This is a genomic window from Flavihumibacter profundi (genome assembly GCF_020076305.1).
GTDB lineage: Bacteria > Bacteroidota > Bacteroidia > Chitinophagales > Chitinophagaceae > Flavihumibacter > Flavihumibacter profundi.
In genome coordinates this window covers 475,932-489,776 of sequence record NZ_JAIQXE010000002.1, presented here as the reverse complement: position 1 = coordinate 489,776, position 13,845 = coordinate 475,932, and the positions used below count along the sequence as shown (strand labels likewise).

Genomic DNA, 13,845 nt, shown 5'->3' with positions numbered 1-13,845 from the left:
CTATTCGTTATTAAGTTTGAGAAAAAGCATCGTATCATTATTGCGGGCGATGGCCAGCAGTTTTTTTCCTCCTGCCATCTGCAACCATTTTAAATCCCTTATTTCCCCACTAATGGCGGGGAGTTTGCTTTTACTAATAATACCAGCAGGGTTTTTTTGGTAAGAAAAAAACGTAGGGCAAAGCGCATCATACCGGCCTTCAAAAGGAACGACGTTATAAAAATTCCCGGCAGCTAAAAATGAAGTTCCTGATCCTGTATCAAGCCGGGTGAAAGAAAAGACAGGGGCTTCCTGCAGGGCATCGGGCAGGACAGTTGCTGTAAAATTTCCCTTGCCGTCATTGATAAAACAGGTAGAGGATAATGTCTCCGCTTTAAGTTCGGTATAATCCTTGAACAGGTCGTATAAAATATAGTCAACTGTTTTCCCGGCCACCTCGCTGTATTTCAGGTAGGCCTTTTTCAATACCGGCAGTGCGCGCTCCAGTTCATCCTTTGCCAGGAAGGGGTATTCCTTTCCATCCACGGTATAAGCCATGACCTGCTCTATTGAACCATTGTTATCAAAATCCTTAACATACAATTTCACCGGTCCGTTTTTACCGGCAAACAATTTGGAATTGTGGCCCCAGTTGCCGGCAAGTATATCGGGAAACCCATCCCCATTTATATCTGTTGTTACCACGGATTGCCAGAGGCCGGTGGATTTAGCGATATCCATGGCAATAAAGTGTCCTTTATCGTTATGGAAAATTTTAACGGGCATCCATTCGCCGGAGACCACCAGGTCGGGATAACCATCTTTATCGAAATCTGCAAAAGAAGATGCGGTAACGATACCCAGTTTACCAGAAGCAATAATGGATCCATCGGCCACTTTGAATTTACCTTTACCATCATTGAGCAGTAAGTAAGCATCCTGCGGAAGTCCATAGGCTTTTGCGTTGGCAAGTCCGCCAACAAACAAATCAATATCCCCGTCTTTATCAATATCGGCAGCAGAGACACAAGATTTGTTGGTCAGTATTTTTGGCAGGGCATCACTATCAAGGCTGAAATTGCCCTTCCCATTATTGATATAAAGCCTGTCAGCCAGTAGCGGATTTCCATCGGGGTATTCATTTCCACCGGCTACCACATAGAGGTCCTGGTCACCATCATTATCTGCATCAAAGAAAATAGCGTCGACATCTTCTGCAAATGCTGATACGGCAAAAGCAGGTTGTTCGGTTTTGGTGAATTGACCGTCATGCGATTGCAACATTAGTTGACCTTCCTGTCCGCTGGCACCACAGACATAAAAATCATCGAGGCCGTCGCCATTTACATCGGCCACTGCCAGCTTTGGCCCGCGGGTTGATTCACCATGCGGGATCAGGTACTGCACATTGTAATCATAGAAATTATTTTCCTTGTGCCTGAAACCTGCATTGATGCCTGCATCAGACAAAACGGGCGGTTGTGGTGCAAAAAATACATTATGATCAAACCGGCCGCTAGCAGCTGATTCCTGCAAAGTGAATGTTTGACCCGCCTTAATATTTTTCAACAGCTGGAAATCCTGGCCCGGCCATACGACAAGCAGGCTGTCAATGGTTGCTGCGCTATCCAGGCCAAATAAGGGCCGTGTGTCACTGGCTGACTGGAATCCGCGGGTAGCCATCACTTGCTGGAATTGCATTTTACCTTTTGAAAACAGGTAAATTTTTGCGCCAATACCAAATGTATTTGGAGCGTTTCCTTTAAGGTTGAACCGGATATAATTTTTCTTTTCAACAGTATTTTTCAGCACCAGTGCAGGCGAATTGATGCTATTGATCACGAGGTCGAGGTCTCCGTCATTATCCAGGTCTGCATAGGAAGCGCCATTAAAATATCCTTTCAGTTTTGCTGTTCCCCAGTCTGCACTTTTATCCTGGAAGTTATGGTCATCCATCCCTTTGTAAAAATAAGGATGCGAGGCGCCATCCGGCATCCCGCTAATTGCGGCTTCATCGTATGCATCAGTTTCCTGCCTTCCTTTCTTAACGTCCAGGTCGGAAACAAATCTTACATAATCCAGGTCAACAGGCCTCCTTACAATTCCACTGGTAATAAACAAATCCTTGCGGCCATCATTATCAAAGTCCGCAATCAGCGGGCACCAGCTCCAATCGGTAGCCGATACACCAGCCATGAGGCTTATGTCACTGAAACTCGTACCATTCCCATTATTCCTTTGAAGGCAATTCTTTGAATACTGTTGCTGGTAGCCATTTTTCTCCAGTTTGAATTTGTAAGTGTCGGGGTTCTCATCACTACCATAGGTCTTTAAAATTTTTTCATCAGAAGGTAACATATCTACTGTAACCACATCCAGTTGTCCGTCGTTATTATAATCGGCGATATCATTACCCATGCTGAATCGGCTATAATGCCTGAAGTGGCCGGCACCGCTTTCAGTGAATGTGCCATTGCCATTATTTACATAGTAATAATCATTTTCATGAAAATCATTGCCAATATATATATCATCCCAGCCATCATTATTAAGGTCACCAATAGCAATGCCAAGCCCGTACCCCAGGCTGCTTTGGTAAATTCCGGCCTGGGCAGAAACATCGGTAAATTTCCCGGTTGTACTGATATCATTCCTTAATAACCGGTCACCTGAAAGGGAATCGTACTTGTGCCTGAAACTGGTGTCGGTAATATTTGCGTGGGGGTGATGCGACTGGTTAAGTATATAACAATCGAGGTCGCCATCGTGATCATAATCGAAGAAAGCGGTCTGCGTGGTGAAGCAGGAAGCATCTAATCCATACGCTGCTGCGCTTTCTGCAAAATGGCCATTGCCTTTGTTGATATACAGTTCATTCCGTCCTTTAAGGCCATAGCGATTAGCAACAGCCGAAACATAAATATCGAGCAAGCCATCACCATTTATATCGGCCATGGTAACGCCCGTGCACCAGTCTGAAGTCCCGGCCACACCGGCTTTTTCGGTGATGTCTTCAAATTCGAAATTGCCTTTATTCAGGTATAATTTATTGCCGCCTTTGTTATTCGCTGTAAAGTAGATATCAGCTAAGCCGTCATTATTAATATCGCCGGTTGCCACGCCGCCACCGTTATAATAATACAGGTAATACAGGATACTGAATAATTTATGCTTTTCCAGTTTGTTTTCAAATTGGATATGCGAAGCTGACGGGGAAACACTGGAAAACTGTTTGTTTTCCTGGCGACAGGAAGCCAAAAGAAGACCCAGCATTACCGTATAAAAGAAAATATTTCTGTTCACCTCAATTATTTTAAAATTCATTTTTTGGCCATTTTCCCCTGTACCTTTTTCGTTTCTTCAGGATATATACTGATAAAATGCGTCCGTAATAAGGCCGGCGTGGGTATGTTTTCCCCCTGCAGGAAAACGGCAATAGACCTTGACGCCTGCTTCGGCATATGGCAGTCAATACAGTCTTTATTGATCACCGGGCCAAGCTTTGCAAAAAGCTTACACTGCTTTCCATCTTCCTGTTTATGGCAGGACAAACAGCGTTGGGAAAATACTTCCAGTTTCCCTTTTTCATTTTCATGGGTATTATGACAGGAGGAACAGGTCATCTGGCTCTTGTTAAAACATTTGCTCGATGCAAGCAGTCCATACTGGTTGCCATGCACATCAATGTCAGCAACATTTTTGCGGGAGGTGTCTATCGCAAAATATTTTGACAAGGTATCTCCTGCAGTAAAGGAAAAAGAAGGGCTTGTCTTCACCAGTCTCCCGCCATGGCATAAAGCACACAGGTCAAGGTTCTGCTGCCTGCTTAGCTGTTCCGGTTTTACTATGTATTTCCCGGTAGTATCCAGTGGGTTTTTTGTCTGGAATTCGACGTGCAGGGCAGCGGGGCCATGGCATTTTTCACAATCCACACCATACAGGATTTTATTCCGGTCAAATGCTTCGGGTTCTTTTCCTATTGGTGAAATAACTTCAGCGTAAGTGGTATGGCATTCCATGCAACGGGAGGTAATTGGCCGGTCAAAAGCAGCTTTACCGGGGTAACCCGGACTATTGGACCATTGGTCAGCTGCAGTAAAATAAGTAATTGGCATTTGAAACAGCCTGTTGCCTTTCCAGTTCAGGAAACTCTGACCTTTTGTACCTGATCCTATAACGATATCGAAACGCCTTATTTTCTTTTCAATACCATTGAGGTAGGCAACCTGGTAAAAGCTGTCATTTCTTTTTTCCATGGCCACTTCCATCCCATTATTAAACAGGAATTTATTTTTCCCGGCAGCGAAACTGCCTTTAATATAAGTTTCAGTGGCAGGTTTTGTAGTGAGGAAATGGGCGGTTTTAATATGGGCCGCATAAATATCCTTATGGCAACCTTCACAGGCTGCTGATCCTGCAAACTCAGGCCAGTCCGATGTTTTAACTTCTTCCTGGTTTTGCCTGCCGATACATTTTGTAAGTAGGGCCACCATCATAACAATTGTTACCATGGTAATAATGGAGCGCCTGTATTTATCCATTCCACTCATATAAATAGGCCATGATTTCGGGAGTAAAAAAGGGTCGCAATTATTTCATGCAACCCTTTTTTGCTGATCTGTATTTACACTTACTGCTTATTGGTAAATAAATCCTTGATTTCGGTTGGGGTCAGGACTTTCCCGTATACCCTGAACTGGTCCATGGCTCCGCCGAAGGAGCTGACCCAGTCGTCTGTAGGTCCCGACAAACCTGCATGTTTATTCCAGCCCCCAATTACGAAGTTGGTGGCTTTCGTCAGGTCAAGCGGTCCGCGTGGCTGGCCATTTTTGGTGACATTCAGGGCTGAAGCCGGCACATCGGTAACCTGCTCGCCATCGAAATAATAGGCCATCTGGGAAGTTGTTTCATCATAGACAATTGCCAGGTGATGCCAGTTGCCATCGAGCAAAGGTTCATGGAACTGATGGGAATCGGGGAATTCCATCCATTGGTCCATCAGGCCCACTTTAAAGCTGGCTGCTGTGTCCGTACCATGTTCCACTAGCAGGAAGATGGCACTGTGCGACCAGCCATACGTATCATCCTTCAACGAAAAATAAAACTCCGTATTGGTGTTCACTGACCGCTTTACCCAGAAGGCCAGGGTGAAGCTGGTAGCGGTTTTAAAATCGTTGGCAGAAGGATAATTAATGGCTACGCCGGATGCACCCTGCACTGCCTGTCCGCTTACCCCAGGAATAGAAGTGAGCGGATTAGCGCTGGGAAAATTTGCCCTTATGCTATCCACTGCGTTCATCAGGGGGTTATCGGTTGTGCCATCAAAAGCTGTATAAAATTTTAATGGTCCGCCTGGTGGATTTGCATCCACCGGATAATCCCCAAGAGGGGGCCTGGAAGTTTTTTGGCAACTACCCCCTATCAGTATTACCAGCATACCCAACAGGGATAATCTGAATATATTTTTCATCCTTAAATGTTTTAGTGTACTGATAAAAATTACCATTCGGGGTTCTGCTTAAGCACATTGCCCGTGAGGTCTATGGCTTTCTGCGGAATCGGATAATAGCGGCACCGGTGGGTATAGCCCAGTCCGGATAACACATTATCCGCATCCCCCCAACGCACCAGGTCATAGAATCGGTAGCCCTCCAACGCAAATTCCCAGCGGCGTTCATTCTTGATAGCTGTAAGCATCTGGTCATGGCTAACATACGGGATAGGCTTTACAATATCACGGTTGGGTCCGAGACCGCCACTGGCGCGATTACGGATGACCTCCAGGTCGGCTGCTGCACCCGGACCATCACCAAGTTCATTCAATGCTTCGGCCCGCATCAGGTATACATCGGCATAACGCAATATCCTGTGGTTGATCCATCCGGCAGCGCCATTGTTATTGATAAACCCGGTTAAAGAGCGCATAGCGGGATCATTACCCGTATAGAGTTTTTTATTCCAGTATTTCTGTGCAAGTCCACCAGTGCCATCGGGATTGGTATAGGCCGGCAGTGTAGCCCCAAAACCACCCAAAGCTGTACCACCATCTGACTCACCTGAGTACAGGATGGTTTGCTTTTTACGGGGGTCATCATCAGGCCAGGCGTCTACAAGGTTTTGTGTTGGCGTATTCCAGCCCCAGCCCAGGTTCCAGTCATTCGAGGCTCCGTTCTGGCGAACCTGCTGACAGGTGCCCCAGCCCGATCCATTATCTACAGCTGAATTACTCTGCCCTTTTTCACCCACATTAGCCTGCATTTCCCAAATGGACTCCCTTGTGTTTTTGCCTGCACCATCAACGCCATCGCGCCAGATATTAGAGAAATTATCGGCCAGTTTGTACTGGTTAGATTCGATAACAGCGGTACACAGGTCTTTCACTTTGTTCCATTTGTCCGGGGAAAGATCAATTGGCCTGAACAAGTAAGACTGTGCCCATAGTGTATTAGCGGCACCACTGGTAAGCCGGCCATCGTAACCGGTACCATAAGCAGAGGCATTCAAAGGCAGGTATTTCACCGCAACTGCCAGGTTTGAATCAATGAATTCATAGATATCCTTGATGGGCGACTTGTCTTTAATGCCATCTGACGGACTGAGGATCGGTTCTTTGAACAATGGCACTTCGCCATAGGTTTTCACCAGTTCGAAATAGGAATAAGCGAGGAAGAAACTTGCTTCACCAACGTTCCTTAATGAGGGCTCATCTGAAACATTATTAGCTTTTGCTTCGGCAATAGCAGCATTAGCATTATTAATCATCGCGTAGTGGTCATTCCAATAAGTATTTGGCGCCCAGTCGTCTTTGGTGTACTGGAAAGTTTCAAACTCGGTAATAACTTCCCGACCATCATTGGCATCACTGCCTTTCTGCGCATCATCATCACGGATGCTGTGGAAATCAATCCAGGGAAGGGTAGAAAAGCCGGCATAGGTTCTCAGAATGGTATACATACCCAGGACCTGCCCTTCCAGGCTACCCTGGTGCAAGTCATCGAGCGTAGCTGTAAGTGGTTTACGATCGAGGAACTTGGAACATCCTACGGCAAACACTATCAGGGGAATGGTGATGCCCATTATCCAAACTATTTTTTTACTTCTTTTCATACAACTGCGTTTAATCGTTTAAAATGTTACGTTCAAGCCGAAGGTGGTAACCATGGGAATAGCGCCACCTGCATTGTCATACCCGAAAGCAGTGGCATCTCCACCGTATTCAGCGGTGTAGCCGGTACTGTTCTTCCAGGTTTTCAAGTTTTGAACGTTAGCAAAGACCCGAAGATTTTCGATTTTTAAAGGCTCGATTAACCGACGCTGGAAATTGTAGCCCAATTGGATATTTCTCAGCCTGAAGTAACTACCGTCTTCGATATTATAAGTAGACCCGTTGTAGTTGAAGCGATCACCCTGGCTAACAAGTGGCACCCAGTTGGAGGTACCGGCGCCATGCCAGCGGCCCATTTTGTCAGCTGAATAATTCACACGCTGGAAAGGTGATTCCAGTGATCCCCAGGTACGGAAGATCTGGTTACCATATACACCGTTAAAATCAAGGCCAAGGTTGAACCCTTTATAGGTCAGGTTAATGGACCCGCCATAGGTGAATTTCGGTGTGGGGTTACCGATAAAAGTGCGGTCGTCGGAAGTGATTTGTCCATCCGGGCCTTTACTACCGGGACCTGCGAGGTCCTTGAATTTGAAATCACCGGGACGATAAGCGCCTATAGAAGAAGCGACCGGTGAGGCGAGGATATCAGCATAGCTCTGGTAGATACCAGCCACTTCGTAACCATAGAAAGAACCGATCGGCATACCGGGAACGGTGCGGCTTTCGGCGCTTCCATTGTTCATGAAAGACCTGGAGAGGAAGCCGGTAGGCAGTTCCTCACTAAGGCTCAGCACTTTGTTTTTCAGGAAAGTAATATTACCACCGATGTTTATGCTGAAATCTTTGTTGATTGCCTGGTTCCAGCTGGCTGCAAATTCCTCACCCCAGTTCCGCAGGCTACCGCCGTTCACCAGTTCATTCTTCAGGCCTAACTGTGACCGATCCACGAAAGTCATCAGGTTATTGGTGGTGCGGTCGTAATAGTTGGCTTCAAAATGCAACCTGTTCTGGAAAGCGTTCGCTTCCACGCCGACCTCAAACGCTGTAACGGTTTCCCATTTCAGGTTAGGGTTCGGGATATATTCGCGTTCAGCAGCAGAATAAACATTTGTGCCGAAAACAGCATTGTTACCAGTCAACAGGTTGGGATAGAATGGATAGTTAAGCGGAGTGCCGTCAAGCCTTGAAGCGGTTTGGTTACCCAGTACACCAATGGAGGTTTTCAGTTTCAGGAAATCAAAGATTTTCTGGTTCCTCATAAAATCCTCCCGGGTCATGTCCCAGGCAGCACCTAAAGCCCAGAATACCTGGTTACGGTTGGCTTCAGGAAGCCTTGAAGACGCATCATTCCGGATGGAAGCATTCAGGAAATACTTGCTCTTGTAGTTATACAATGCCCTTCCCAGGAAGGAAACGGTGGAGTATTCACTCTGGTTGGATCCTGAGGAAATTTCAGAAGCGCTGGTGGGATCACCGAATCCATTATTGATATACCAGAAACGCTTGTCATTCGGGATCGGCAGGGCCGTTGGACCGGTGAACTGGCTCACTTTGGTGGCACGGTTGAAATTGCCGAAATAATAAGTAGTGAAACCACCGGTAAGGGTCAGTCCATGGTCACCGAAATTCTTCTTATAATTCAGGATATAATCCTGCTGGAATTTGCGGTAGTTGTTAATATCTTCCCTGACAGAAGTATTCTGGCTATATAAATACGGCACATCATCTTTCGGGTTATACGCATAATACAAGGGTGTATACTGGCGCTTGTCCACGGTACTCATATCACCATAAAGGGTAGCGCGGAAATTGAAATTCTTTGCGAAGTTCACTTCACCATATACACTACCTACGGTGCGGTATTCGATATTGACCGTCTTATTCCATTCATTTTCCAGTTGCAACAGGGGGTTCACAACGCCTGAAGATTGCAGGCCCACATCAAGGCCGGAATAAATATCGGTATTCAGGCTATCGGGACTGTAGGGGTCTTTAACCAAAAAGCGCTTGGTACCAGAAGAAACCTGGGGAATTACTTTCCTGGCAGCATCGAGCACCCAGGTAGCATCATATGGATTATTCTGGCGGGAGATATTGAGGTTCACCCCTACTTTGACGGCCTTGCTCACTTTAAGTTCATCATTCAGTGCCATCAGCCATTTCTCCAGCTTTTCGTGGCGGATAATACCCTCATCGGAAATATAGCCGACACCCAGGTTGAATTTATTTTTTTCAGTACTGCCTGATATGCGCAGGTTACTGGTACCGTAATTAGCCGTCCTGGTCACTGCGTCGATCCAGTTTGTATTAGCGCTGAGGCCAGTATAATCGAAAGGTTCCGTAACGCCGTTATTGGCCCTTTCCTCGGCAAATAAAGTTGCGAACTCGCTGGCATTGGCCATTTTGATCTTATCGGTCAGCTGCTTGAAACCATAGGTGGTATTGAAGTTCACGCTGACAGTACCGGCTTTGGCTTTCTTGGTAGTGATGGCAATCACCCCTGTAGCCCCTTTCACCCCGAAAATAGCGAGGGAGGAAGCGTCTTTCAACACTTCGATCGATTCGATATCATTCGGGTTCAGGTAGTCGATGTTGTCGTTGAAAATACCATCAACAACATAGAGAGGAGCGACCTGGCCGATACTCACGGTACCACGTATCCGAATATCCGGACTGGCACCGGGTGTACCGTTATTAACGACATACATACCGGCAACCTTACCCTGCAGGGAAGCAACGGGGTTGCTGTTAGGCTTATCGGCCACTTCCTTACCGGAGATCTTGGTAATAGAACCTGTGAGGTCCCTTTTAGAAGCAGTACCATAACCAATCACTACTATTTCGTCCTGCAGTTTTTTGGAACCCTGCAAAGTAATGTTCAGGATGGTTTTACCGGATACCGATACTTCCATGTCTTCAAAGCCGACACTGGAAATGATCAGCAATGCATTTTCAGGTACAGTAATGGAGAAATTTCCTGCATTGTCTGCAGAAGTTCCCCCGGAAGTTCCTTTAATACGTATGGAGGCTCCCGGTATGGGATTGCCTGCTGCATCCGTTACCCTTCCCGTAACTTTTTGCTGGAGGAATTCCTCTCCCTTGTATTTAAACACAACAAGGTAATTATCCAGCACCTCATAGGTAAGAGCTGTGTTACTGAGCATTTTATCCAAAACACTAGTGACATCTTCGTTCACCGCCTTAATATCTACCGTGGTATTTTCGCTGAACAAAGCCTGGTTATACAAAAACCGGTAACTCGACTTCCGTTCAATAACATTCAGCGCTTTTTTGATATTAATGCCTTCCAGTTTCAGGCTGACTTTCGTTTGGGAAAAGCCAGCTGCAGAGACCTGCAGGCAACAAATCAGCATACATAGAGCGGTCAATTTCATGATTCGGACAAACTTTAACATACCCGGGTTCAGCCTGGTGGCTTCACCAAGTGACGTTTTTTTCATATTTTGAGCAATTAGGGTTAAAAAAATGGTTTATCAACTTTTGCACGGGTTGATTTCTACCTGTTTTTCCCGCGGGAAATGTTAGCGCATTTCCCGTTTTTTTAGGTGCTGTTTTCTGGCATACACAATCGTTTTTTTGTTTTTGTTATGGTGATATAATTACTTTTCCCTTGTCAATTTTATAGGAAAATGGTGCAGTTATTTTAAGTGCCCTGAGTGCCTGTTGTAATGTTTCATCCTGGAAGACTCCCGTGAAACGAAGTTGATCCAGGCGATTGTCTGAAAACTGGAAAGTAACCCCATACCAGCGTTCCATTTTCAAGGCCAGTTCCTGGAAAGATTCATCCCTGAAAATCAATTTTCCTTCCATCCAGGAGGTTTCTATTACCGTACTGTCAACCGGCATATAACTGATACTGTCAATAACCACCTGGGGTGTTTTATGGACAGCTGCCAGCCTGGGTTTCAGGGTTTTCTCCAGGGGTTTGTCATCCACCGCCACAACCAGTTTTTCATTTGGTTTAAGGATAATTTTTTCTTTGGGCCGGTTATTTATCCTGACTTCAATAATTCCCCTGATAAGGCTGGTTTCGGTGGTTTTATCACCGGGATAAGATTTTACGTTAAAGGCAGTTCCAACCACGCGTATATTGATATTCCTGGCGTGGATAAGGAAAGGTTTTGCCGGATTTTTTACCACATCAAAAAAGGCTTCACCTGTTAATGTAACTTCTCTTAATACCGAACCGAATTCTTTACTATACGTCAATTTGCTTCCTGAGTTCAACCAGACCTGGCTGCCATCGGGGAGCGTGATTTTCGATTTAGACCCATTGCGGGTAGACACTTCATTTCCCTGCGATGACAGGCTCTCTTTGGCTATTGCCGGCTTCACCCCGGAAGGATACCAGTAATATATTGCCCCGGTGATTAAGACAAGAGCCAGCGAAAGCCAAAGGAATTTCCGGGACCTGCTTCCTTCGGATGGATAAATTTCTTCCGGTTCGGCCTCCTGGTCAGCATCAAGATTAACGCCCAGCTCTTTCATCCGGGCTATATGCTTTTCATAAGCAGCAAAGGCGTCTTCAGACTGGACGGGATGGTGAAACCATAAATCCGAGATCGTCTGAAATGGATAATGCATACCAGGTGACTCACGCAACATCTCTTCCAATTCTTCCAGCTCATGCACTGTGGCCTCGCCTGCCAATTTCTTGGCCAATAATTCCCAAATCCTGTCCTGTGTCATGTAATGCTGGTTGTGCCGAGTATGACACAGAAACGAGGGGCATACCCCTAAAGCAATGTTAAATTTATTTTTTACCGGTAGTGGCTGAAACGGTTTTGTTGATATCAAATTTAACGGCCTCGCCAATCCTTTTTAGGGCGATGGTCATTTGGGCCTCTACTGTTTTAGGGGAAATTTTCAGCAGCTCTGCCACTTCGCGGTATTTTAATTCATCTTCCTTAACCAGTTTGAAAATCAGCCTGCACCTGGCAGGAAGGCGGTCTATTACCTCCCTGATCATTTTTTTCATTTCTGCCGTAATCATCATCCTTTCCGGGTCCAATGGCAGGTTGCCCAGTTCCACCGGCAATTCGCTGAGGTCTGTCAATAAGACACGGTTTTCGCGGGAAAGATAATTCAGGGATTTGTTACGCGTAGTTGTATAGAGATATAACTTAAGGCTGCTGATATGTTCAAGCCTTGACCTTTTTTCCCAGATGCTGATAAAAACATCGGAAACAATTTCTTCAGCCGGCTGCCTTCCGCGGGTAAAGCCCATGGCAAACTTTAGCAAAGGGGGAAAAAATGCGACAAATAATTCCTTGTAGGCCTGCTGGTCGTTGAAACGCGCAATACGTTCCTTCAGGAATTGTATTCTGGCTGAAGCAATCATTTGTCTACTAATCGTTATTAATCAAAGGCAATTAAATGTACAATAATGATGCATTTTGCCGATATTTTTTTTCGCCTGTTTGTGCATGTTTTTAAAATTGATAATTATCAATTTTAATTAATTATCATACACAAGATTTGATATTAGTTAAATCATATAAGGGAATTAATGATTAACTTTTTACACTCAAATATTCAAATGAAGCAGATTTTTTACATTGCTATTGTTGCCGGAACATTAGTCCAGGCAGGTTGCACCAACAAAAAAAACGCGGTGGATCCCAACCAGCCGAATACCAATTACAAGCCGGCATTTACAGGGCAGACGCGAATCAATAAAGTAAAAACGGTTACGCCATTTACCGTAGAAAGGATCAATGAAAAATTAGGGAGGCCATGGGCGATTGTACCATTGCCAGACGGCAGGTTGATGGTTTCAGATAAGTCCGGCTTCATCAATATTGTTTCTGCTGATGGTGCTGTATTAAAAAAGATTACAGGGTTACCACCGGTTGATGACAGCGGGCAGGGCGGCTTACTCGACCTGGCATTGGATCCGGAATTTGCGACGAACAAAATCATTTACTGGACCTTTTCAGAAAAGTATGGCCAGGGTAATTTAACTGCTGTGGCTAAAGGGGAATTATCTGAAGCAGACGGCAGCATTAAAAACCCGGTGGTTATATTCCGTGCCACACCCGATTTAAAGAGCGAAGCACATTACGGTTCCCGTTTGTTATTTGACAAAGATGGCTACCTGTTTGTGAGCGCCGGGGAAAGGTCAATCCTGGATGGCCGGAAACAGGCGCAGTGGCTGAACTCCGGACTGGGCAAGGTTTTCAGGATCACTAAAGACGGCAAACCAGCGCCGGGAAATCCTTTCGTCAACCAGGCTGATGCCAAACCGGAGATTTATTCTTACGGCCACAGGAATCCGCAAAGCCTGGATATCAATCCGGTTACCGGTGACCTGTGGGAAGCGGAATTCGGGCCCAGGGGTGGTGATGAACTGAACCTGATTAAACCCGGTAAAAATTATGGCTGGCCGGTTATCACTTACGGCATTGAATACGATGGACGAAAGATTGGGGATTCCATCCAGCAGAAAGAAGGCATGGAGCAACCTGTATATTATTGGGACCCGGTGGTTTCGCCAAGCGGCATGATATTTTATACCGGTGATGCCATTCCCGAATGGAAAAACAACCTCTTTATTGGCGGACTCAGCAGCATGCAACTTATCCGGTTGGTGATTGAGAACAATAAAGTTGTCGGGGAAGAAAGTTTGTTATCCGACCAGAAAGAACGCATCCGTGATGTAACGCAGTTAAACGGAAAATTATACGCTGTATCAGACGGTGGCATCCTATTCCGTATCAGTAAAAAATAAACAAATC

At 45.6% G+C, this 13,845-nt stretch carries 8 protein-coding genes; 1 reads left to right on the top strand and 7 read right to left on the bottom strand.

From position 1 onward, the window contains the following. From LAQ65_RS11870 to LAQ65_RS11840, 7 genes are all read right to left on the bottom strand, one after another. The gene (locus LAQ65_RS11870) at positions 1–3,303 is read right to left on the bottom strand and encodes a VCBS repeat-containing protein (RefSeq protein WP_224117183.1); all 3,303 of its coding nucleotides are present in this window, start codon (positions 3,301–3,303) and stop codon (positions 1–3) included. Further along, positions 3,300–4,520 carry a cytochrome c3 family protein gene (locus tag LAQ65_RS11865; RefSeq protein ID WP_224117182.1) on the bottom strand — a complete coding sequence of 407 codons (1,221 nt, stop codon included), beginning with the start codon at positions 4,518–4,520 and terminating at the stop codon, positions 3,300–3,302. Before LAQ65_RS11865 ends, LAQ65_RS11870 begins: the two co-directional genes overlap by 4 nt. An 89-nt stretch (positions 4,521–4,609) precedes the next feature. Continuing rightward, the gene (locus LAQ65_RS11860) at positions 4,610–5,449 is read right to left on the bottom strand and encodes a LamG domain-containing protein (RefSeq protein ID WP_224117181.1); all 840 of its coding nucleotides are present in this window, start codon (positions 5,447–5,449) and stop codon (positions 4,610–4,612) included. A gap of 29 nt (positions 5,450–5,478) precedes the next feature. After that, on the bottom strand, positions 5,479–7,086 hold the full coding sequence (locus tag LAQ65_RS11855; RefSeq protein WP_224117180.1) for a RagB/SusD family nutrient uptake outer membrane protein: 1,608 nt from the start codon (positions 7,084–7,086) through the stop codon (positions 5,479–5,481). An 18-nt stretch (positions 7,087–7,104) separates the two neighbouring features. Next, positions 7,105–10,548, bottom strand: coding sequence for a TonB-dependent receptor (locus LAQ65_RS11850; protein WP_224117179.1), 3,444 nt, complete (start codon positions 10,546–10,548; stop codon positions 7,105–7,107). 145 nt (positions 10,549–10,693) lie between these two features. Then, positions 10,694–11,797 (bottom strand): FecR family protein, encoded by a 1,104-nt coding sequence (locus LAQ65_RS11845; protein ID WP_224117178.1) that lies wholly within the window; start codon positions 11,795–11,797, stop codon positions 10,694–10,696. 64 nt (positions 11,798–11,861) lie between these two features. Further along, positions 11,862–12,449 carry an RNA polymerase sigma-70 factor gene (locus LAQ65_RS11840; RefSeq protein ID WP_224117177.1) on the bottom strand — a complete coding sequence of 196 codons (588 nt, stop codon included), beginning with the start codon at positions 12,447–12,449 and terminating at the stop codon, positions 11,862–11,864. Between the two features lie 198 nt (positions 12,450–12,647). On the opposite strand from LAQ65_RS11840, the gene LAQ65_RS11835 reads away from it, so the two are divergent. Further along, the gene (locus tag LAQ65_RS11835) at positions 12,648–13,838 is read left to right on the top strand and encodes a PQQ-dependent sugar dehydrogenase (RefSeq protein ID WP_224117176.1); all 1,191 of its coding nucleotides are present in this window, start codon (positions 12,648–12,650) and stop codon (positions 13,836–13,838) included. The last annotated feature ends 7 nt before the right edge of the window (positions 13,839–13,845 follow it).